18 protein-coding genes and 3 tRNA genes are annotated in these 21,191 nt (G+C 58.2%); 5 read left to right on the top strand and 16 right to left on the bottom strand.

The genetic code is table 11. The features are described from left to right. Positions 1–41: 41 nt before the first annotated feature. The 11 genes from rpoC to tuf all read right to left on the bottom strand — a co-directional run bounded on the left by rpoC (position 42) and on the right by tuf (position 14,764). Positions 42–4,250, bottom strand: a complete 4,209-nt coding sequence (gene rpoC, locus FHW77_RS07050) for a DNA-directed RNA polymerase subunit beta' (RefSeq protein ID WP_004442633.1) — start codon at positions 4,248–4,250, stop codon at positions 42–44. A gap of 180 nt (positions 4,251–4,430) precedes the next feature. Continuing rightward, positions 4,431–8,567 (bottom strand): DNA-directed RNA polymerase subunit beta, encoded by a 4,137-nt coding sequence (gene rpoB / locus FHW77_RS07045; protein ID WP_022556539.1) that lies wholly within the window; start codon positions 8,565–8,567, stop codon positions 4,431–4,433. A gap of 262 nt (positions 8,568–8,829) precedes the next feature. Further along, positions 8,830–9,207 (bottom strand): 50S ribosomal protein L7/L12, encoded by a 378-nt coding sequence (gene rplL / locus FHW77_RS07040; RefSeq protein ID WP_004442635.1) that lies wholly within the window; start codon positions 9,205–9,207, stop codon positions 8,830–8,832. Between the two features lie 59 nt (positions 9,208–9,266). Beyond that, positions 9,267–9,785 carry a 50S ribosomal protein L10 gene (gene rplJ, locus FHW77_RS07035; RefSeq protein WP_004442637.1) on the bottom strand — a complete coding sequence of 173 codons (519 nt, stop codon included), beginning with the start codon at positions 9,783–9,785 and terminating at the stop codon, positions 9,267–9,269. Between the two features lie 355 nt (positions 9,786–10,140). Next, positions 10,141–10,836: a 50S ribosomal protein L1 gene (rplA, locus tag FHW77_RS07030; RefSeq protein WP_003507704.1), complete on the bottom strand. Its 696-nt coding sequence runs from the start codon at positions 10,834–10,836 to the stop codon at positions 10,141–10,143. Positions 10,837–10,838: 2 nt separating this feature from the next. Beyond that, entirely contained in the window at positions 10,839–11,270 is a 432-nt protein-coding gene (gene rplK, locus FHW77_RS07025; protein ID WP_004442641.1) for a 50S ribosomal protein L11, read from the bottom strand. 144 nt (positions 11,271–11,414) lie between these two features. After that, on the bottom strand, positions 11,415–11,945 hold the full coding sequence (gene nusG, locus FHW77_RS07020) for a transcription termination/antitermination protein NusG (RefSeq protein WP_003523721.1): 531 nt from the start codon (positions 11,943–11,945) through the stop codon (positions 11,415–11,417). 21 nt (positions 11,946–11,966) lie between these two features. Continuing rightward, complete coding sequence (secE, locus tag FHW77_RS07015; protein WP_004442643.1) at positions 11,967–12,167, bottom strand: preprotein translocase subunit SecE; 201 nt, start codon at positions 12,165–12,167, stop codon at positions 11,967–11,969. Between the two features lie 183 nt (positions 12,168–12,350). Continuing rightward, positions 12,351–12,426, bottom strand: a tRNA-Trp gene (locus FHW77_RS07010). Positions 12,427–12,551: 125 nt separating this feature from the next. Beyond that, positions 12,552–13,445, bottom strand: coding sequence for an NAD-dependent epimerase/dehydratase family protein (locus FHW77_RS07005; RefSeq protein ID WP_004442645.1), 894 nt, complete (start codon positions 13,443–13,445; stop codon positions 12,552–12,554). Positions 13,446–13,588: 143 nt separating this feature from the next. Further along, entirely contained in the window at positions 13,589–14,764 is a 1,176-nt protein-coding gene (tuf, locus tag FHW77_RS07000; protein WP_004442617.1) for an elongation factor Tu, read from the bottom strand. 401 nt (positions 14,765–15,165) lie between these two features. On the opposite strand from tuf, the gene FHW77_RS06995 reads away from it, so the two are divergent. Continuing rightward, on the top strand, positions 15,166–15,798 hold the full coding sequence (locus FHW77_RS06995) for a TerC family protein (RefSeq protein WP_004442646.1): 633 nt from the start codon (positions 15,166–15,168) through the stop codon (positions 15,796–15,798). A gap of 456 nt (positions 15,799–16,254) precedes the next feature. Here the strand turns inward: FHW77_RS06995 and FHW77_RS06990 are convergent, their stop codons facing one another. Beyond that, entirely contained in the window at positions 16,255–16,623 is a 369-nt protein-coding gene (locus FHW77_RS06990; protein ID WP_004442650.1) for an MliC family protein, read from the bottom strand. Between the two features lie 498 nt (positions 16,624–17,121). Then, the gene (locus FHW77_RS06985; protein ID WP_004442652.1) at positions 17,122–17,571 is read right to left on the bottom strand and encodes a hypothetical protein; all 450 of its coding nucleotides are present in this window, start codon (positions 17,569–17,571) and stop codon (positions 17,122–17,124) included. Positions 17,572–17,835: 264 nt separating this feature from the next. Here FHW77_RS06985 and FHW77_RS06980 point away from each other — a divergent pair, with 264 nt between their 5' ends. Further along, positions 17,836–18,156, top strand: coding sequence for a BA14K family protein (locus tag FHW77_RS06980; protein ID WP_004442654.1), 321 nt, complete (start codon positions 17,836–17,838; stop codon positions 18,154–18,156). A gap of 133 nt (positions 18,157–18,289) precedes the next feature. Here FHW77_RS06980 and FHW77_RS06975 read toward each other — a convergent pair. Together FHW77_RS06975 and FHW77_RS06970 are read right to left on the bottom strand one after the other, a co-directional pair. Further along, positions 18,290–18,363 (bottom strand) — tRNA-Gly (locus tag FHW77_RS06975). 25 nt (positions 18,364–18,388) lie between these two features. Next, positions 18,389–18,473: transfer RNA gene (locus FHW77_RS06970), tRNA-Tyr, on the bottom strand. 209 nt (positions 18,474–18,682) lie between these two features. On the opposite strand from FHW77_RS06970, the gene FHW77_RS06965 reads away from it, so the two are divergent. From FHW77_RS06965 to FHW77_RS06955, 3 genes are all read left to right on the top strand, one after another. Continuing rightward, on the top strand, positions 18,683–19,570 hold the full coding sequence (locus FHW77_RS06965; RefSeq protein WP_004442656.1) for a TrmH family RNA methyltransferase: 888 nt from the start codon (positions 18,683–18,685) through the stop codon (positions 19,568–19,570). Between the two features lie 76 nt (positions 19,571–19,646). Then, complete coding sequence (locus FHW77_RS06960; RefSeq protein WP_004442658.1) at positions 19,647–20,039, top strand: acyl-CoA thioesterase; 393 nt, start codon at positions 19,647–19,649, stop codon at positions 20,037–20,039. A 5-nt stretch (positions 20,040–20,044) separates the two neighbouring features. Further along, on the top strand, positions 20,045–20,638 hold the full coding sequence (locus tag FHW77_RS06955) for a hypothetical protein (RefSeq protein WP_004442661.1): 594 nt from the start codon (positions 20,045–20,047) through the stop codon (positions 20,636–20,638). A 65-nt stretch (positions 20,639–20,703) separates the two neighbouring features. On the opposite strand, the gene FHW77_RS06950 is transcribed toward FHW77_RS06955, so the two are convergent. After that, the gene (locus tag FHW77_RS06950) at positions 20,704–21,180 is read right to left on the bottom strand and encodes a nuclear transport factor 2 family protein (RefSeq protein WP_004442663.1); all 477 of its coding nucleotides are present in this window, start codon (positions 21,178–21,180) and stop codon (positions 20,704–20,706) included. Positions 21,181–21,191 lie beyond the last annotated feature (11 nt).

Below are 21,191 nucleotides of genomic sequence, written 5' to 3'. Positions count from 1 at the left end.
GAACTTTGGGGGGCTCCGCAAAGCCCCTGCCCTGTCTGACCTTACTCGGCAGCCGGAGCCTGGTCCGTCATGTCCTGCAGCATCTGGTTTGCAGAACCTGCACCGGTACCCTTGCGGCGTTCCTCGAGAATGAGGTCGTCGCGCGAGGTGGCGATGCGGCGGATCTGCGTCATGGTGCCGCCGGTACCGGCCGGGATGAGACGGCCGACGATGACGTTTTCCTTGAGACCCTGCAGCGTGTCCGTCTTGCCGGCAATCGCAGCTTCCGTGAGAACCTTGGTGGTTTCCTGGAAGGAGGCGGCCGAGATGAAGGACGGCGTCTGCAGCGAAGCCTTGGTGATGCCGAGCAGAACCGGCTCGCCATAGGCAGGCTTCTTGCCTTCTTCGATCAGGCGGTCATTGTTGTCATCGAGCTCGATGCGATCAACGTTGTCACCCACGATGTACTGGCTATCGCCAGCATCGGTGATTTCAACCTTCTGCAGCATCTGGCGAACGATCACCTCGATGTGCTTGTCGTTGATCACAACGCCCTGCAGACGGTAGACTTCCTGGATTTCGTTCACGAGGTAGGAAGCCAGAGCCTCCACGCCCTTGATCGCCAGAATGTCGTGCGGCGCCGGGTTACCGTCGAGGATGTATTCACCCTTTTCGATATAGTCGCCTTCCTGAAGGTGGAAGGGCTTGCCCTTCGGGATCAGGTATTCGACCGGCTCGACGCCGTCTTCCGCAGGCTCGATCATCACGCGGCGCTTGTTCTTGTAGTCGCGGCCGAGGCGAATCGTACCATCGATCTCTGCGATGATGGCGTGATCCTTCGGACGACGGGCTTCGAACAGTTCCGCAACGCGCGGCAGACCACCGGTGATGTCCTTCGTCTTGGCGCTTTCCAGCGGCGAACGTGCAAGCACGTCACCCTGGGAGACCTTCGCACCCGGCTCGACCGACAGGATGGCGTCGACCGAGAGCTGGAAGCGGGCTTCGCCACCACGGGCAAGCTTCGCAACAGCGCCGGACGCGTCCTTGATGACGATCGCAGGCTTGAGATCCGAACCGCGCGGCGTCGAGCGCCAGTCAATGACCTGACGCTTGGTGATGCCGGTGGATTCGTCGGTCGCTTCCAGAACGGAGAGACCGTCGACGAGGTCTTCGAAGTGAACGGTACCTTCCACTTCCGTCATCATCGGACGGGTGTAGGGATCCCACTCTGCAAGACGCTGGCCACGCTTTACCTTGTCGCCATCATCAACGAAGATCTTCGAACCGTAAGCCACACGCTGTGTGGAACGTTCCGCGCCGCGCTCATCGAGGATCGTAACGGACATGTTACGGCCCATGGCGATGAGAACGCCTTCGGAGTTCCGCAGGATGTTGCGGTTCTTGATCTGGATCGTGCCTTCATAAGACGCTTCGAGGAACGACTGGTCGACCACGTTTGCCGTGCCACCAAGGTGGAACGTACGCATGGTGAGCTGCGTGCCAGGTTCACCGATCGACTGAGCGGCGATAACGCCAACGGCTTCGCCCATGTTGACAGGCGTACCGCGTGCAAGGTCACGACCGTAGCAGACGCCGCAGACACCAACCTGCACTTCGCAGGTGAGCGCCGAGCGGATGCGAACGGACTGGATGCCAGCCTTCTCGATGGCAGCCACGTCGGCTTCGTCGATCAGCGTGCCAGCCTTGACGATGTTCTCGCCGGTGACCGGGTTGTCGATGTCATCGAGAGCCGTACGACCGAGGATACGCGCGCCGAGCGAAGCAACCACCTGACCGGCATCAACGATGGCAGTCATGGTGAGGCCCTTGTCGGTGCCGCAATCCCTGGAGTTGACAATGCAATCCTGCGCGACGTCGACGAGACGACGGGTCAGGTAACCCGAGTTCGCGGTCTTCAGGGCGGTGTCTGCGAGACCCTTACGGGCACCGTGGGTCGAGTTGAAGTACTCGTTAACGGTCAGGCCTTCCTTGAAGTTCGAGATGATCGGCGTCTCGATGATTTCACCCGATGGCTTCGCCATCAGGCCGCGCATGCCGCCCAGCTGACGCATCTGGTTCGGAGAACCACGAGCACCCGAGTGAGACATCATGTAGATGGAGTTCATCGGCTTCTGGCGGCCCGTTTCCGGATCGAACTCGACAGCCTTGATGCGTGCCATCATCTCTTCGGCGACCTTTTCGGTTGCCTTGCCCCAGGCGTCGACAACCTTGTTGTACTTTTCGCCCTGGGTGATGAGACCGTCATTGTACTGCTGTTCGTATTCCTTCACGAGAGCTTCGGTGTCGCCAACGATCTTCACCTTGCTGTCAGGAATGACCATGTCGTCCTTGCCGAACGAAATGCCGGCGCGGCAGGCATGGGCAAAGCCGAGCTGCATGATGCGGTCACAGAAGATGACCGTGTCTTTCTGGCCACAATGACGGTAGACCGTGTCGATCATCTTGGAGATGTTCTTCTTGGTCATTTCCTGGTTGCAGACGTCGAAAGGCACGTTGACGTTCTTCGGCAGAAGTTCGCCAATCAGCATACGGCCGGGGGTCGTCTCATGAATCTTCGAAACCGGCTTGCCATCGGCATCCACGGTCTTGAAGCGACCACGGATCTTGGCATGCAGCGTCACGACCTTGTTTTCAAGTGCGTGATGCAGCTCACCGATGTCGGAGAAGGCCATGCCTTCGCCCGGCTCGTTCTGGTTCATGATCGACAGGTAATACAGGCCGAGAACCATGTCCTGCGAAGGAACGATGATCGGGTGGCCGTTTGCCGGATGCAGGATGTTGTTGGTCGACATCATCAGCACGCGCGCTTCCAGCTGGGCTTCCAGCGAAAGCGGAACGTGAACAGCCATCTGGTCACCGTCGAAGTCGGCGTTGAAGGCCGTGCAGACGAGCGGGTGCAGCTGGATGGCCTTGCCTTCGACCAGCATGGGTTCGAAAGCCTGGATACCCAGACGGTGCAGCGTCGGCGCGCGGTTCAAGAGAACCGGATGTTCGCGGATGACCTCGTCGAGAATATCCCAAACCTCAGGCTTTTCCTTTTCAACCAGCTTCTTGGCCTGCTTGACGGTCGAGGAGTAACCCTTGGCGTCAAGACGGGCGTAGATGAACGGCTTGAACAGTTCGAGCGCCATCTTCTTCGGCAGGCCGCACTGGTGCAGCTTCAGTTCCGGACCGGTCACGATGACCGAACGGCCGGAATAGTCGACGCGCTTGCCGAGAAGGTTCTGGCGGAAACGGCCCTGCTTGCCCTTGAGCATGTCGGAGAGCGACTTCAGCGGACGCTTGTTGGCACCCGTGATGACGCGGCCGCGACGGCCGTTGTCGAACAGCGCATCGACGGATTCCTGCAACATACGCTTTTCATTGCGGATGATGATGCCAGGCGCACGAAGCTCGATCAGGCGCTTCAGACGGTTGTTACGGTTGATGACGCGGCGATAGAGATCGTTGAGGTCGGACGTCGCAAAACGGCCGCCATCCAGCGGAACCAGCGGACGCAGGTCCGGCGGAATGACCGGAACGACCTTCATGATCATCCATTCAGGACGGTTGCCCGATTCCATGAAGTTCTCGACGATCTTCAGGCGCTTCATCAGCTTCTTCTGCTTGAGATCCGACGTGGTCTCAGCAAGTTCGGCACGCAGGTCGCCGGCGATCTTTTCGAGGTTCATCGAAGCCAGCATCTCATAGATGGCTTCAGCGCCAATCATGGCGGTGAACTGGTCTTCGCCGAACTCGTCGACGGCGATCATGTACTCTTCTTCAGACAGAAGCTGGTTCTGCTTGAGCGAGGTGAGACCAGGTTCGGTGACGATGTAGTTCTCAAAATAGAGAACGCGCTCGACATCCTTCAGCGTCATGTCGAGCAGGGTCGAGATACGCGAAGGAAGCGACTTCAGGAACCAGATGTGGGCAACCGGCGCTGCGAGCTCGATATGGCCCATGCGCTCACGGCGAACGCGCGACAGCGTGACTTCGACGCCGCACTTTTCGCAGATGATGCCCTTGTACTTCATGCGCTTGTACTTGCCGCACAGGCACTCGTAGTCCTTGATCGGTCCGAAGATGCGAGCGCAGAAAAGACCGTCACGCTCTGGCTTGAACGTACGGTAGTTGATGGTTTCCGGCTTCTTGATCTCGCCGTAGGACCACGACAGGATTTTTTCCGGCGAAGCGATCGAAATCCGGATGGAATCGAAATGCTGCGCAGGCACCTGAGGATTGAAAAGATTCATGACCTCTTGGTTCATGCCTTGTCTCCTTGAGAGGCTAGCTGCTGCCCCTGTTTGCATCTGGACCGGCTTCTTCCCGGGTCGCCGTCCAGAGCTTTAAATACGGATTAACCGCATAATGCGGCGAAAGTATCCCGAACCGCAAAGACCGCTCGGGAAACCGGCAGGCGCCCTCTCAGGCGCCCGCCTCTGTCGTGTTTATTCCGCCGCGTCAGGCAGCTGGTCTTCGGGCTGGTTCTCGATCTTCGAGTTTTCCAGCTCGACGGACAGGCCGAGCGACCGCATTTCCTTGACGAGAACGTTGAAGCTCTCGGGGATACCGGCTTCGAAGGTGTCGTCGCCACGGACGATCGCTTCGTAAACCTTGGTGCGACCAGCCACGTCGTCCGACTTGACGGTGAGCATTTCCTGCAGCGTGTAAGCCGCGCCGTATGCTTCCAGAGCCCAGACTTCCATTTCCCCGAAGCGCTGACCGCCGAACTGCGCCTTGCCGCCCAGCGGCTGCTGGGTAACGAGCGAGTAAGGACCGATCGAACGAGCGTGGATCTTGTCGTCGACAAGGTGGTTCAGCTTGATCATGTACATGTAGCCGACGGTGACCTTGCGGTCGAACGGCTCACCGGTACGGCCGTCGTAAAGGACGGACTGACCGGATTCATGCAGACCTGCCTTCTTCAGCATCGCGGCAACGTCAGGCTCATGCGCACCGTCGAAAACCGGAGTCGCGATGGAAACACCGCGCTTGGCTTCTTCGGCGAGCTTGACGAGCGAGTCGTCATCAAAACGCTGAACCTCGTCATTGGCTTCAGACGCATAGATTTCCGTCAGCTCGCTGCGAAGCTCGCTGATGTCCATCGTCTTGCGATACTCTTCGAGCATCTCACCGATCTTCTTGCCCATGCCTGCGCATGCCCATGCGAGGTGGGTTTCGAGGATCTGGCCGACGTTCATGCGCGACGGCACGCCGAGCGGGTTCAAGCAGATGTCGACATGCGTGCCGTCTTCGAGGAACGGCATGTCCTCGACGGGAACGATACGCGAGACGACGCCCTTGTTACCGTGACGGCCGGCCATCTTGTCGCCCGGCTGGATCTTGCGCTTAACGGCAACGAAAACCTTGACCATCTTCATGACGCCCGGAGGCATTTCATCGCCGCGCTGGACCTTTTCGACCTTGTCCATGAAGCGCTGCTCAAGGCGCGACTTGGATTCGTCGTACTGGCCGCGAAGTGCTTCTATCTCAGCCTGGGCCTTTTCGTCCTCGACGGCGAACATCCACCACTGCGAGCGGGGATATTCGGAGACGACGGCGTTGGAGAGCTCGACGCCCTTCTTGAAGCCCTTCGGACCGGCAATCGAAACCTGGCCACGCAGCATGTCGATCAGACGGCCGTAGACGTTACGGTCGAGGATCGCCTGCTCGTCGTCACGGTCCTTCGCCAGACGCTCGATCTCTTCGCGCTCGATAGCCATCGCGCGCTCGTCCTTCTCCACACCGTGACGGTTGAAGACGCGGACTTCCACGACCGTACCGAACGTGCCCGGAGGCATGCGCATGGAGGTGTCGCGAACGTCGGAAGCCTTTTCACCGAAGATGGCGCGCAGAAGCTTTTCTTCCGGCGTCATCGGGCTTTCGCCCTTCGGCGTGATCTTGCCAACGAGGATGTCACCTGGCTGAACTTCTGCACCGATGTAGACGATACCGGCTTCGTCGAGGTTCTTCAGCGCTTCTTCCGAAACGTTCGGAATATCGCGCGTGATTTCTTCCGGACCAAGCTTCGTGTCACGCGCCATCACTTCGAACTCTTCGATGTGGATGGAGGTGAACACGTCGTCGGAAACGATACGCTCCGACATCAGGATCGAGTCTTCGTAGTTGTAGCCGTTCCAGGGCATGAACGCGACGAGCGCGTTACGGCCGAGAGCCAGGTCACCGAGGTCGGTCGACGGACCATCCGCGATGATGTCACCCTTGGAGATGATATCACCGACGGACACCAGCGGACGCTGGTTGACGCAGGTGTTCTGGTTCGAACGCTGGAACTTCTGCAGACGGTAGATGTCAACGCCGGACTTGCCTGCATCGAGATCTTCCGTGGCGCGGATAACGATACGCGTCGCGTCGACCTGGTCGACGACACCGCCGCGGCGAGCTGCGATGGCAGCGCCGGAGTCGCGAGCAACGATCGGTTCCATACCGGTGCCGACGAACGGCGCTTCCGCCCGCAGAAGCGGAACGGCCTGACGCTGCATGTTCGAGCCCATGAGAGCGCGGTTGGCGTCGTCGTTTTCCAGGAACGGTATGAGAGCCGCTGCAACCGAAACGAGCTGCTTCGGCGAAACGTCCATCAGGTTGATGTTGTCACGCGGTGCGAGCATAACTTCGCCCGAGTGACGGCAGACGACGAACTCTTCCGAGAAAGAACCGTCTTCATTGAGCGGCGCGTTGGCCTGCGCGACGTAATACTTCGCCTCTTCCATGGCGGAGAGGTAGATAACGTCGTTCGTGACCTTGCCGTCGGTGATCTTGCGGTACGGGCTCTCGATGAAGCCATACTTGTTGACACGGGCAAAGGTTGCAAGCGAGTTGATCAGACCGATGTTCGGGCCTTCCGGCGTCTCGATCGGGCAAATACGGCCGTAGTGGGTTGGGTGAACGTCGCGGACTTCGAAGCCGGCGCGCTCGCGGGTCAGACCACCCGGTCCAAGAGCCGAAAGACGACGCTTGTGGGTGATTTCCGAAAGCGGATTCACCTGGTCCATGAACTGCGACAGCTGCGAGGAACCGAAGAATTCGCGAACGGCAGCAGCTGCCGGCTTCGCGTTGATCAGGTCCTGCGGCATCACGGTGTCGATTTCGATCGAGGACATACGTTCCTTGATCGCACGTTCCATGCGCAGAAGGCCCAGACGATACTGGTTTTCCATCAGTTCGCCGACAGAACGCACACGGCGGTTGCCGAGGTTGTCGATGTCGTCGATTTCGCCCTTGCCGTCGCGCAGTTCGACCAGCATCTTCACGACGGCGAGGATGTCTTCCTTGCGCAGCGTGCGCACGGTGTCTTCCGCGTCGAGATCGAGGCGCATGTTCATCTTCACGCGACCAACGGCCGAAAGATCGTAACGCTCTGCATCGAAGAACAGCGAGTTGAACATCGCTTCCGCCGAATCCATGGTCGGCGGCTCACCCGGACGCATGACGCGGTAGATGTCGAACAGGGCTTCCTGGCGGTTCTCGTTCTTGTCGGCAGACAGTGTATTGCGGATATAGGCGCCAACATTGACGTGGTCGATGTTGAGAACCGGAATCTCGTCAAAACCGGACTGCAGGATCAGACCGAGGGTCTTCTCGTCGATTTCGTCGCCGGCCTCGAGATAGATTTCACCCGTCTCGTAGTTGACGATGTCTTCGGCCAGATAGTTGCCGTAAAGGTCTTCGTCGGTCGCCTTCAGCGCCTTGAGGCCCTTTTCGGAGAGCTGGCGGATAAGGCGCGGCGTGAGCTTCTTGCCGGCCTCGACGACCACTTCGCCGGTATCGGCGTCGATCATGTCGGTGACGACCTTGGCGTTCTTCAGCGCTTCGGGCTGGAACGGAATACGCCAGCCGTCGCCGTCGCGCTCATAGGAAGCCTTGGTGTAGAAGGTCGACAGAATGTCTTCGCCGTCCATGCCAAGCGCCATCAGCAGCGAGGTCACGGGGATCTTGCGGCGACGGTCGATACGCGCATAGACAATATCCTTGGCGTCGAACTCGATGTCGAGCCAGGAACCGCGATACGGAATGACACGGGCAGCAAAGAGCAGCTTGCCGGAAGAATGGCTCTTGCCCTTGTCGTGATCGAAGAACACGCCCGGCGAACGGTGCATCTGCGAAACGATGACGCGCTCGGTGCCGTTGACGATGAACGTGCCGTTATTGGTCATGAGCGGCATGTCGCCCATGTAGACGGACTGTTCCTTGATGTCCTTGATGGACTTCGCGCCCGTATCTTCATCGATATCGAACACGATGAGGCGCAGCGTCACCTTGAGCGGCGCTGCATAGGTCAGATCGCGCTGACGGCATTCCTCGACGTCGAACTTCGGCGCTTCGAATTCGTAGGATACGAATTCGAGCATGGAGGCGCCGGAAAAATCGGTGATCGGGAATACGGATTTGAAAACGGCATTCAATCCCTCGTCGGGACGGCCACCCTTGGGCTCGTCAACCATGAGAAACTGGTCGTACGAAGCCTTCTGAACCTCAATGAGGTTCGGCATTTCCGCTACTTCTGGAATTTTGCCGAAAAACTTGCGTACGCGCCTGCGACCGTTAAACGAAAGGGTCTGAGCCATCGTCGCTCCTTTAAAAATTGCATCCGGGCCTGCAACGGACGGGAACCGATGGCCAGTCGATCCCGTCAATCAATGGGTATCCTCAATCTCGTTCCACATCCCGGATCGATCAGGCCGGATTGCCTTGATGAGCCGGTTCGGAACCATTCTCTTGAAGAACCCATACCCAAAAGCCATTTTCACGCGGCTTTTGGGTAATGAGTTTTAAAAACGATGACGACGGGAAGGGGCATTAAGCCCCTTCCCGCCAGCAATCGCAAGATTACTTAACGTCAACCTTGGCGCCTGCGTCTTCAAGCTTCTTCTTGAGATCAGCAGCTTCAGCCTTGGAAACGGCTTCCTTGACCGGCTTCGGAGCGCCTTCAACGAGGTCCTTGGCTTCCTTGAGGCCGAGGCCGGTGATGCCGCGAACTTCCTTGATGACGTTGATCTTGTTGGCGCCAGCGTCAACCAGGATAACGTCGAACTCGGTCTTTTCTTCTTCCGGAGCAGCAGCAGCAGCAGCGCCGCCAGCAGCAGCAACGGCTACCGGAGCAGCAGCGGAAACGCCCCACTTTTCTTCGAGAAGCTTGGACAGTTCTGCAGCTTCCAGAACGGTCAGCGAGGAGAGGTCTTCTACGATCTTTGCGAGATCAGCCATTTTGATAGTTCCTTTTGTTCAGTTCGAACCAGTTTGAATATTTACAGCGAAAAACCGCCTTAAGCGGCTTCGTCCTTCTTGGCGTAAGCCGAGAACACCCGAGCCAGCTGGCTTGCAGGTGCGGCGACAACCGTAGCGACGCGAGTTGCCGGGGCATTGAGAAGGCCCAGCAGCTTTGCGCGCAGCTCGTCCAGCGAAGGCAGGGTCGCGAGCGACTTGACTGCTTCGGCGTTGAGCGTGGTTGCGCCCATGGCGCCGCCCAAAACAACGACCTTGTCGTTGGTCTTGGCGAAATCCATGACGACTTTCGGAGCGATCATCGGGTCAGTGCTGTATGCAATCAGCGTCTGTCCCTTGAAGAGATTGGTCATCCCTTCCGACTCCGTACCCTGAAGAGCGATCTTGGCCAGGCGGTTCTTCGCGACCTTGACGGTGCCTCCGGCAGCGCGCATCTTCGAACGGAAGTCGTTCATCTGCGCAACGGTGACACCAGCATAGTGGGCCACGACAACCGAACCGGAAGCCTTGAAGACTTCGTTCAGCTCCGTGACGAATTCGCGTTTTTCCGCTCTTTCCACTGTCTGTCTCCAGTAGACGGGGCCACATGATTGTGAACCCGTCGGGTTTGCCTTTGCCCCAAGGGACCTTTTTACAAAGATCCCGAGCGACGCTCGAGGATCCTGTCCCCCGCTCTGTCGCCGCAAACGGCTTCAGGCACAGGCACACCAGGTTCGAACCGGACAGTCAGGCATCGACAGATGCCTCAAATCCAGCCTCACCCGTCTCATGCAGGCTAAATGATTAAGGCCCGGCCCCGAAGGACATGGCCACCCGCAATCTCGGACAGGAGTTCCGGGTTTCCCCGGAAATCTCCGGCTCCTGGGAGCCGGAAATTCTTTTATTCACACTTCACTCCGGAAGCGCGAGAATTGATTAAGCCGTAACCGACGAAGGGTCGATCTTGACGCCCGGACCCATGGTCGAGGAGATGGCGACGCGCTTGACATAGTTGCCCTTGGCGCCAGCCGGCTTTGCCTTGATGACCGCATCGGCGAAAGCCTTGATGTTTTCCTCAAGAGCCTTGGCGTCGAACGAAGCCTTGCCAACGCCAGCGTGTACGATACCGGCCTTTTCGACGCGGAATTCGACAGCGCCACCCTTGGATGCCTTGACAGCACCGGCAACGTCCATGGTCACGGTTCCGACCTTCGGGTTCGGCATCATGCCACGCGGGCCGAGTACCTTGCCGAGACGGCCGACGAGCGGCATCATGTCCGGGGTCGCGATGCAGCGATCGAAGTCGATCTTGCCGCCCTGAACGATTTCAACCAGCTCTTCCGCACCAACAACGTCAGCGCCGGCAGCGGTGGCTTCATCAGCCTTGGCGCCACGGGCGAAGACGGCGACGCGAACGTCACGGCCGGTGCCGTTCGGCAGGTTGACAACGCCACGAACCATCTGGTCCGCATGGCGCGGGTCAACGCCGAGGTTCATCGAAACTTCAACGGTTTCGTCGAACTTGGCGACTGCACGTTCCTTGACCATCGAAATGGCGTCGGTGAGAACGTAGAGCTTGTTCGGATCCACGCCTTCGCGGATCTTCTGAATGCGCTTTGCTACCTTGGCCATGATCAACCTACCACTTCCAGGCCCATGGCGCGGGCAGAGCCCTCAACCATTGCCATTGCGCCTTCGATGTCGGCTGCGTTCAGATCCTTCATCTTGGCTTCAGCGATCGACTTGACCTGAGCCTTGGTGATGGAGCCGACCTTGGCGCCCTTGCCAGGCGTCTTGGAACCGGAGGTGATCTTTGCTTCCTTCTTCAGCCAGTACGTCATCGGCGGCTGCTTCATGACGAAGGTGAAGGACTTGTCCTGGTAATAGGTGATGACGACCGGTATCGGCATACCCTTTTCCATTTCCTGCGTGGCGGCATTGAACGCCTTGCAGAATTCCATGATGTTAATGCCACGCTGACCAAGTGCCGGACCGATCGGCGGGGACGGATTGGCCGACCCAGCCTTTACCTGCAACTTGAGCTGGCCTGCAACTTTCTTAGCCATATCTCTCTGCCTTTCAATTCAAACCGGTTGCCCGGCTTCTCTTAAGCCGGATTTCTCCGGCGGCTGCGGTTGCGTGGTGCGGCGCCCTGCCCCGGCTTAAAGAGCCAGTTAGCCTTCCACGCGCTTGGGGCATCGCCCCGCCAATCAGACCTTCTCGACCTGATTGTATTCCAGCTCGACCGGCGTTGCGCGGCCGAAAATCGAAACTTCCACCTTCAGGCGCGAACGCTCTTCGTCCACGTCCTGAACGACGCCGTTGAACGACGCGAAAGGACCGTCGGAGACGCGAACCTGCTCGCCGATCTCGAACGAAACCGAAGACTTCGGACGCTCGACACCTTCCTGAACCTGACCAAGGATACGCTCGGCTTCGTAATCCGGAATCGGAACAGGCTTGCTGTCCGAACCGAGGAAACCGGTGACCTTCGGCGTGTTCTTGATGAGGTGATAAGCCTCATCCGTCAGGTTGGCGCGCACCAGCACGTAACCCGGAAAGAACTTGCGCTCGCTATCGACCTTGCGGCCGCGGCGCACCTCGACCACCTTTTCGGTCGGCACGAGGATTTTCTCGAAAAGATGGTCCAGACCCTTCTGACGGGCCTTTTCCTCGATCGACTCGGCGACCTTCTTTTCGAAATTCGAATATGCGTGAACGATATACCAGCGCGCTGCCATCTTTACTCTCCGTTCAATCCGTTACCGGCCGACGTTCAGCACAAGGCTGAGAATCCAGCCAATGAGCTGGTCAGCAGCAAAAAAGAACAGAGCCGCGAAAATGACCATCACCAGCACCATAGCCGTCGAAATCATGGTCTCGCGGCGCGACGGCCAAGTGATCTTTGACGCTTCGGCGCGAACCTGCTGCAGAAACGTAAACGGATTGGTTTTGGATGCCATTGACTGCCCACGCAATTACGGCGCGTAAAGCCGAACTAATCAGCCCCACGCACCGCGTGTCTGTTTTGACCCTACATAAACACCGATTCCACTTTTAACAAGAGGAAATCGACATTCGGCGAAATTCGCCGGTAAACCGGCCCCATCTGCCATGCAGCGAAAACCGCGCTTGCGAATGGAAAGTGGCAGGGGCAGAGGGGCTCGAACCCCCGACCTGCGGTTTTGGAGACCGCCGCTCTACCAACTGAGCTATACCCCTTAATCACCTGAACCGGCCGCGAAATCGCTTGGCCAATTCGGTATGCGCTCCTTTAAGGTGCAGGGAAAAGAATGGCAAGTGTGTTTTTTGTTTTTTCCACTCTGCCCCCGAAAATCATGCACCCGTCAGGTTTTGACGTATTTCCGCCAGTCATGCTCTTCCTTGAAACCAAGGATCTCGCGAATCTTGCGGTTGGAGATCAATCCCTCATGCTCTCCGATCTCTCGGCGGAATTGCACCTGAGGGAAATATGTCCGGGCAAGCTCGCGCGTGGGGACCGTTGCCGTAGCTGTATCATTAACGGCATTGAAGACCTGATAACCGAGGCCATCCTTTTCGATGCAAAGATGGCAGATCTGGCCGAGGTCACGTGCGTCGATGTAGCCCCAGGCGTTGCGTTTGCGTGTTTCCGGATGGGCAAAGAAATCGGGAAACTTCTCATACTCATGGGGTTCGATGACATTGCCGATTCGCAGCGCGTAAATGTCGTATCCGCTTCGCTCGGCAAATGCCCGCGCGGTTCTTTCATTCACCACCTTCGACAGTCCGTAGGAATCCATCGGGTCGACATCGTAGTCCTCTTCAAGCGGGAAGTGGTGAAAATCCTTCTCGCCCTCGGCGAAACAGACCCCGTATGTGGTCTCGCTCGATGCTATTACTACCTTTCGGATGCCAAGCTTTATCGCGGCCTCGATGACATTATAGGTTCCCATGGCGTTGATACGGAACGTCTCGTTGTCCGGCTTGATCAAAATGCGTGGAACCGCAGCAAAATGGATCACCGCATCAAAGGGCAGAACACCCTTCCCGCTTTCGAGCTCCGCGAAGTTCCGATGCATGGAAAGGGCATTAAAAACCTGCCCGCTGTCCGTGATATCGACGATGAGATTGGTCACGCCCGGCCTGTCGAGCGGAACGAGATCGATGTTGTGGACCTCATATCCCTTGTCGATGAGCCACGGGATCACATGCCGTCCGGCCTTGCCGGAACCACCGGTAAACAGAATGCGCTTCTTCATGATACTCCTCATCATCTCCCCAGCAATGAAGTAGCAGCCGGGACCGAGGAACGAAAGCTCCTATCCTCCAGGCGCGAGACACAAAACAAAAAACCCCGCTGTCTCCAGCGGGGTTTTTCGTCAAGCCTTTTCAGGCCTTAAGATTACTCGACGATCGAGGCAACGATGCCGGCGCCGACGGTACGGCCGCCTTCGCGGATAGCGAAGCGCAGCTTTTCTTCCATCGCGATCGGAACGATCAGCTCGACGTCAACGGTGACGTTGTCGCCAGGCATAACCATTTCCGTGCCTTCAGGAAGCGTCACGATGCCGGTCACGTCAGTCGTACGGAAGTAGAACTGCGGACGGTAGTTCGTGAAGAACGGCGTATGACGGCCGCCTTCTTCCTTCGTCAGGATGTAGGCTTCTGCCTTGAACTTCTTGTGCGGCTTTACCGAACCCGGCTTGCACAGGATCTGACCACGCTCGACGCCGTCACGGTTAACACCGCGAACCAGTGCACCGATGTTGTCGCCAGCCTGGCCCTGGTCGAGCAGCTTGCGGAACATTTCAACGCCGGTAACAGTCGTCTTCGAGGTCGGACGGATGCCGACGATTTCGACTTCTTCACCAACCTTGACGATACCGCGCTCAACGCGACCCGTCACAACCGTACCACGGCCCGAGATCGAGAACACGTCTTCGATCGGCATCAGGAACGGCTGGTCGATCGGACGCTCAGGCGTCGGGATGTAGGCGTCAACCGCAGCCATCAGCTCGCGGATCGCGTCTTCACCGATCTTCTTGTCGGAATCTTCAAGAGCAGCAAGCGCCGAACCCTTGATGATCGGAATATCGTCGCCCGGGAAGTCGTAGGACGACAGAAGTTCGCGAACTTCAAGCTCGACGAGCTCGAGAAGCTCGGCGTCGTCAACCTGGTCGACCTTGTTGAGGAACACGACGATGGCCGGAACGCCAACCTGACGGGCAAGCAGGATGTGCTCGCGCGTCTGCGGCATCGGGCCGTCAGCGGCGGAGCAAACCAGGATCGCGCCGTCCATCTGGGCAGCACCGGTGATCATGTTCTTCACGTAGTCGGCGTGGCCGGGGCAGTCAACGTGAGCGTAGTGACGGTTGGCCGTCTCGTACTCAACGTGTGCCGTCGAGATCGTGATACCACGAGCCTTCTCTTCAGGAGCCGCGTCGATCTGGTCATACGCCTTGAACTCGCCGAAGAACTTCGTGATTGCTGCCGTCAGCGACGTCTTGCCATGGTCAACGTGACCGATCGTGCCAATGTTGACGTGCGGCTTCGTCCGCTCAAACTTGCTCTTTGCCATGTGAATTGCTTCCTGTGAACGTGAAGTAGTTTCCCCGGCGAACCGGTTTGGTGTCGCCGTTTAAGGCTTTGTAAGCGAATGCGCAAGACTTAATTGTGAAAGCGCCTTCGCGCGCGCTCTAAGCGTGCCTTGTGGGGCGTATATGGTGTATGTTTTGCGACATTCAAACCCGCGCCGTGGCATCACACAGAGATACAGACGAGCCGCCTTTTCAGTCGCGCCGATCACTAATTAAGATATTTCCATCACAACTTCTTTACCTGGGGCGGCTCGATGGCTTAAGGACACTTCATCGCCGGGGGGGAGACGGGCGAGCGGAAACGGGCGCTGCCGCGCTACCATGCATGTCTCGACCGCCGCTTTTCCCCGCGCCGCCTCTCTATCCGTTTCAGGACCAGCCAATGGAAATCTTCACAGCCGCCGGTTTCACGGCATTCTTACAGGTCATTGCGATCGATCTCGTTCTGGCAGGCGACAACGCCATCGTCATCGGCCTTGCCGCCGCCGGTCTTCCCGCGCATCTCCGCCGCAAGGCGATCCTTGTCGGCATCATCGCCGCCACGGTTCTCCGCATCGGGTTTGCCGCCGTCACCGTACAGCTTCTTGCCATCGTCGGCCTGCAACTCTTTGGCGGCCTGCTGCTCGCCTGGGTCTGCTGGAAGATGTGGAGCGAACTGCGCGAAGCTTCGGGATCCATCGAGGACGAGGTGACGGATGAAGAGGCCGACCTGACCAAGGGCCACAAGACGTTCTTCCAGGCAGCAACCCAGATCGTCATCGCCGACGTCTCCATGTCGCTGGACAATGTGCTCGCCGTCGCCGGCGCCGCGCAGGAACATGTGACTGTTCTGGTCATCGGACTCATCGTCTCGATCGCGCTGATGGGACTTGCAGCCAACTTCGTCGCCAAGCTTTTGCACCGCTACCGCTGGATTTCCTATCTCGGCCTGATGGTCATCATCTACGTGGCGCTCAACATGCTGTATCACGGCACGCTCGAAGTCCTGCCCTACATTCAGGCCTATCTCGGCTGAGCCACCTGCAGAAACACACTTTCAAAAGGCCCGGAAGCCTCGCTTTCCGGGCCTTTTGCATGACGGGGGCCAGCTCACCGACCACCCGGCCTTTGCGTTGGTGGAACGAGCAGGGAATCAGCTGTCGCCTTCGCTGCAACATCCGGAGAAGATTGGGAAATCGTGATTTGTCGCCGGTGGATTCTGGCAATTGAGGTCAGCCACGGGCAAGCCTAGGGAGCTACTTATAAGTCATAATAATAAAAAGAAAGGTAGAGCTCCCAATGGCTTATGACTGGAGCGGCGGACGTACCCGTCGTCTTCGCCGAATGAAGCTTGGCGTCGTCGCCAGTTCTCTCATTCTGCTGGCGCTTGTAGCGTCGCTTGTTCTTGGCTGAGCATGCAGCCTGACACTGACCGGCGGCATGGCACGGTTTTCAAAACCGCCCTGCCGCCGCTCCATGAATATCATGGCGATCAGGTTTTTTTCTCTTCCACACAATGAACCGGCTGTTTCATGTCCGGATCCGCCATCACATCGTAGAGATCGGCTTCGTCTCCTTTGGACCACCAGACACGAGCGCCGCCCTGGTATTTTGCTCCGGAGCCTGAAACGACATTGGCGGCGACGATAACGCCGTCCTTCAAGCCCAGCCGAACAAGACTGATGTCGCCGGCGTTGTAATAAACCGCCTCCACCGTCTCGGCGCCGCACCGATAGACGGCATCGGTTTTTTCAACCGTCGTATCCCCGGGAAGCGGAATCACCAGATCCTCGGCAAGCGCGCTGGAGGCAGCCGGCAAGGACAGAGCGGCAAGATAGAGTGCTGCAACGGATTTCTTCATGATGGGCCTTCCTGGTTTGACCCCGTCATAAGGTCACGCCAGCAAAGCCAAATTGCGGCAGCTCCAGGAACCGCCGCCATATCCCCGATTCATTGCCGCTGGACGCGTGCATCATTGCAATCCACCCCAAGCGGGGGCTGGCTATCGAAACAGCCAGTAAACAATGCCGAGAATCACAGCCCACATCGCCAAGGATATGGCCAGAACTACGAGATAATTTCGAAACCGTCTGGTCATCCGCCCCCATCGCCGGACGGCCGTTGCTCGACAACCGTAACCGTTGAATTGCTGGATGCGGATAAACCGCAGGAATCAGCCTGTCTACCAAGAGGCTGAATCACAGGCTATTCGGATATTTTACCCGCCCGAAATGGGGTCGATGGACGGAGCAGGACGCACGGATCCGCCAGCGCGCGGGTCTTCGCCACCAGCGCTACACGCTTCATGCGATATCGCTCGGGACAGGGCGGCGGAAACCGACCGCCGCCCCTGCCCGCCTCAGCTCTTCAGCGCCGTGTTGCACAGGCTCCAGTAGCCGCCGCCCTTCTGGATCCATTTCAGATCGCCGAGCGTACCGTCATTCTTGTTCTTGTGATAGGAGTCGACACAGGTTTTCAGGCGGGCCTTTGCCGGCGTCTCGCTTGAATATTTCTTGTCAACAGCGCTCGGGAAAGCGACGCCCTTCGGAGCCTTGATCGTCGCTTTTTCGGGTTCCTTCTCGGTTGTGGCCGCGACCTGCTTGTCGTCGGCCGCATCTTCAGCCGCCGCCTCGCTGCCGCAGAACTTGGCGCGATAATCGTTCCACTTGATGTCCTTGGCGGACCCGTCAGCTTTCGCTGCCTGATATTTTACGCTGCACTCCTTCATGGTGAGTGCGGCAGCGGGGGAGACAAACGCCGCCGATGCCAGCAGCGCAAAGGATGAGAGAATGACAACCCTGTTCAACATTGAAGACTCCCGTTTGCATGATTGCCGGTCGACTATCTGACCGGATTTTCCGCTTGTCAACGAGCAGTGCGGCATGGATACAAAGTCTGGTTGAGCGAGCATAAATCCATCCTGCCGCGCCTTGGATTCCCCAATGAGGCCCGATCCGAACCCACGCTCTCCGATCAAGCCGAAGAATCACGTCTTCGTGTGGCGTCAAGCCTCCATCGGAACGAAATTCCTAAATTTTCGTTAGCATCCCGAACGAATAATGAGGATTTATCGATGTTGAGGATGCCGAAGACCATCTCCGCGCTCGCTCTTGGCGTCGCATTATCTGCCGCTTTTGTTATGCCCGCTGAGGCGTTGAGCCTCATACAGCCAGCCTATGAAACGCAGGCACAAAATTCGGGCCAGCGCGGTTATCCCGCATCCGCCTTTGCTGCGGGAACCGGGGAAGAAGCCACGCCTGACGGATACGCCCTGTCGCAGGCCGAAATAAATCACGTAAAATGGTGCGCGGCGCGTTACGCCTCCTATCACCCTACTGATAACAGCTACCTGGCGCCCGCAGGCACAAGAAGCCAGTGCCGTTCGCCTTATTGAGCGCGACTCGGAGCGGCATTCATGGCGTATAGGATAAACTAGAGCCCATCACCGCATCGGCTGAATGCTCACGGCACAACCCGGAGACGCGAAACACGTCCCGCAGCGATAAGGTGATTTACTGAGAGGAAGCTGGAGCGGGTAGCGGGAATCGAACCCGCGTATTCAGCTTGGAAGGCTGCTGCTCTACCATTGAGCTATACCCGCGGTGGCGATTTCGATCCGTGCAGAATGGTGGAGGGAGTTGGATTTGAACCAACGTAGGCGTAGCCAACGGATTTACAGTCCGTCCCCTTTAACCACTCGGGCATCCCTCCAGTTATCTGCGAGGATCAAGCGACCAAGCTCTTCAGATTTCGCTGCGGCGAAGCGCCGTTGCGTCGTCTGTGGCGCGTATATGACGGCCTCGTTCGTTTCTGTCAACACGCCCTTTCACGAATTTTCGGGAAAAAATTCAATCCCCTTTGCAGCCCTGTGGATTATCACGGGGGCTGGTGCGCGGCACGCCCCGGAGATATAAGGCGCCATGAGCAAAGACGATCCCAACAACAAATCCACCCGCGACACACATTACGCCAACCTGCGTCGTGCCGTGCGCGACGCGAAGCGCGAGCGTGGTGAAATTCCGACCCCGCAGCAGCCTAAGCGCCGGAACCGCGGCGCCGACGACTGGAAGCCGCCGCAACTTGCGCCCGACCAGGTGCACCTTTACGGCCTGCATACCGTACGCGCAGCCCTTGCCAATCCGGAGCGGCAGATCGTGAAGCTTTCGGTTACCCAGAATGCCTTTGCACGTCTCGATATCGGCGAGGCGGAGGCGCAGCCCTTCCCGGTCGAGATAGTATCCCCGCAGGATATCGACAGGGTTTTGGGGCCTGAGGCGATCCATCAGGGCGTGATGCTGGAGACCCGGCCGCTGCCGGTCAAGCGGCTGGGCGCCCTGAAGGATAGCCCACTCATTCTCGTGCTCGATCAGGTCACCGATCCGCACAATGTCGGCGCCATCATGCGCTCGGCAGTCGCCTTTAATGCGGGCGCCGTTATCACCACGATGCGCCATAGCCCGACCGAGTCGGGTGTGCTGGCGAAATCCGCCTCAGGCGCGCTGGAACTCATCCCCTATATTCAGATCACCAATCTCGCCGATGCGCTGGGTGAACTGCACAAGCTCGGCTTCTTCTCGGTCGGCCTCGATTCGGAGGGGCCCGCCCCGATTGAACGGACCTTCAGCGGCGAAAAAATCGCACTGGTGCTGGGCGCCGAAGGCAAGGGCCTGCGCCAGAAGACCCGCGAGACCGTCTCGGCGCTCGCCCGTCTCGATATGCCGGGAGCGATCAAATCGCTCAACGTGTCGAACGCGGCGGCCATCGCCCTTTACGCAACGCAGCAATTTCTGGGCAAAGCGTCGTCCTGACGCTTGCCCTTCCTTGCGAAATCACAAAGCGCATCGCATGCTGCGCCTTTGTCATTCGCACGGAGCACATCTCAACATGACCGACCAGACCATCAAACCGACCGGCGAGCTGACGCTCAGAACGCTCGCCATGCCGGCCGACGCCAATCCGGCCGGCGATATTTTCGGGGGCTGGGTCATGTCACAGATGGACTTGGCGAGCGGCATTCGTGCGGCAGAACGCTCTCGCTGTCGCGTGGTCACGGCGGCAGTCAAGGAAATGGCCTTTGAACTGCCGGTGAAGATCGGCGACACGCTGTCCATCTATACCGATATTGCCCGCGTCGGCCGCACCTCCATCACGCTGACGGTAGAGGCCTGGGCGCAGCGGTCGCGTTACGACAAGCTGGAAAAGGTAACCGCCGGCACCTTCATCATGGTGGCGATGGACGAAAACGGGCAACCGACGCCCATTCCTCCGGCGGAGTAGGAGCGATGGAGGCCGCCGTCAACGCCGCAGAAGCCTATTCGCACATCCGCGCGGTCATGGGCATGGTGGTCGGCCTCAGCCTCGCCCGATTGCTGACCGGCCTTGCAGGTTTCGTGCAGCATCCCAAAAAAGAACGGATTTATCCCCTGCACATCGGCTGGGTGGCGTTCCTGTTTCTGATGCTGGTGCATTTCTGGTGGTGGGAGCACCGGCTTTCTGCCACAGGCCATGTACTCGGCTTCGGCGCGTTCCTTTTCCTGATCCTGTTCTGCTCGCTGTTTTATTTCCTGTGCGTTCTGCTCTTTCCCACGGAGATGAAGGAGTACAAGGGATATGAGGATTATTTCCTTTCCCGCAAAAGCTGGTTCTTCGCCTTTCTAGCAGCGCTTTTCGTCACCGATGTCGGGGATACTTTGCTGAAAGGCCAGGACTATCTCGCCTCACTTGGTCCGGAATACCTTATACGCACCGCCATCTACGTCATTTTGTTCACGCTGGCGATCTTCATCGAGAACCGCCGTTTCCATCGGTTTCTCATCATCTTTGCGCTGATTTACCAGATCGCCTGGATTTTCCGTACTTACGATCTTCTGGCCTGAAGTTTACCCGTTCCGGCAAGCGGGCACGATCCCGGCGTGCCCGCCTGCCTCAAAAGTTCGTCGCCTCAGAACATCGTATTGTTGTTCGCCGCCGTCTCCGGCACGGGCTGGATTACATCCCAATGCTCGGTGATCTTGCCATCGGTCACCCGAAAAATATCGACGATGGCCCTGCCCCGGTCTCCGTCCTTTTCTGTTGAATGAATATGCAGATAGACAAGGTCGCCATCCGTGGCGCTTCTCACGATCCGCGCCTTGGACTGCGGGTTTTCCTTGAAGTGGCCGGTGAAGTAATCCACGAACGGTTTCTTGCCATCCGGCACCATGGGATTGTGCTGCTTGTAGCTGTCGACAATAACGGCAGCACCCTTTTCCACTTCGTGCTTGTTGAAGACGGTATCGTAAAACTCGATCACCAGCTTGCGATTGGCCTCTTCCCGGGCGAAATCCCGCCCGGCGGTTTCGGCCAGCACCGGAACGGCTGTCAATGCGGGCGCAAGAGCGAGAGCGGCGATGGCGAGACGACGTGTCATGACATTCATGGGTGATACCT

The sequence above is a fragment of the Agrobacterium sp. RC10-4-1 genome, from assembly GCF_014138475.1.
GTDB lineage: Bacteria > Pseudomonadota > Alphaproteobacteria > Rhizobiales > Rhizobiaceae > Agrobacterium > Agrobacterium pusense.
Note: the sequence above shows the minus strand (reverse complement) of the source record. Positions and strands in the feature narration are given on the sequence as shown.

What these genes read in the sequence shown, in the direction of transcription:
- rpoB (WP_022556539.1), bottom strand. Translation starts at nt 8,567, where the DNA reads ATGGCTCAGACCCTTTCGTTTAACGGTCGCAGGCGCGTACGCAAGTTT.
- nusG (WP_003523721.1), bottom strand. Translation starts at nt 11,945, where the DNA reads ATGGCAGCGCGCTGGTATATCGTTCACGCATATTCGAATTTCGAAAAG.
- FHW77_RS06995 (WP_004442646.1), top strand. Translation starts at nt 15,166, where the DNA reads ATGGAAATCTTCACAGCCGCCGGTTTCACGGCATTCTTACAGGTCATT.
- rpoC (WP_004442633.1), bottom strand. Translation starts at nt 4,250, where the DNA reads ATGAACCAAGAGGTCATGAATCTTTTCAATCCTCAGGTGCCTGCGCAG.
- rplK (WP_004442641.1), bottom strand. Translation starts at nt 11,270, where the DNA reads ATGGCTAAGAAAGTTGCAGGCCAGCTCAAGTTGCAGGTAAAGGCTGGG.
- rplA (WP_003507704.1), bottom strand. Translation starts at nt 10,836, where the DNA reads ATGGCCAAGGTAGCAAAGCGCATTCAGAAGATCCGCGAAGGCGTGGAT.
- secE (WP_004442643.1), bottom strand. Translation starts at nt 12,167, where the DNA reads ATGGCATCCAAAACCAATCCGTTTACGTTTCTGCAGCAGGTTCGCGCC.
- FHW77_RS07005 (WP_004442645.1), bottom strand. Translation starts at nt 13,445, where the DNA reads ATGAAGAAGCGCATTCTGTTTACCGGTGGTTCCGGCAAGGCCGGACGG.
- FHW77_RS06955 (WP_004442661.1), top strand. Translation starts at nt 20,045, where the DNA reads ATGGAGGCCGCCGTCAACGCCGCAGAAGCCTATTCGCACATCCGCGCG.
- tuf (WP_004442617.1), bottom strand. Translation starts at nt 14,764, where the DNA reads ATGGCAAAGAGCAAGTTTGAGCGGACGAAGCCGCACGTCAACATTGGC.
- FHW77_RS06985 (WP_004442652.1), bottom strand. Translation starts at nt 17,571, where the DNA reads ATGTTGAACAGGGTTGTCATTCTCTCATCCTTTGCGCTGCTGGCATCG.
- rplL (WP_004442635.1), bottom strand. Translation starts at nt 9,207, where the DNA reads ATGGCTGATCTCGCAAAGATCGTAGAAGACCTCTCCTCGCTGACCGTT.
- FHW77_RS06960 (WP_004442658.1), top strand. Translation starts at nt 19,647, where the DNA reads ATGACCGACCAGACCATCAAACCGACCGGCGAGCTGACGCTCAGAACG.
- FHW77_RS06950 (WP_004442663.1), bottom strand. Translation starts at nt 21,180, where the DNA reads ATGAATGTCATGACACGTCGTCTCGCCATCGCCGCTCTCGCTCTTGCG.
- FHW77_RS06980 (WP_004442654.1), top strand. Translation starts at nt 17,836, where the DNA reads ATGTTGAGGATGCCGAAGACCATCTCCGCGCTCGCTCTTGGCGTCGCA.
- FHW77_RS06990 (WP_004442650.1), bottom strand. Translation starts at nt 16,623, where the DNA reads ATGAAGAAATCCGTTGCAGCACTCTATCTTGCCGCTCTGTCCTTGCCG.
- FHW77_RS06965 (WP_004442656.1), top strand. Translation starts at nt 18,683, where the DNA reads ATGAGCAAAGACGATCCCAACAACAAATCCACCCGCGACACACATTAC.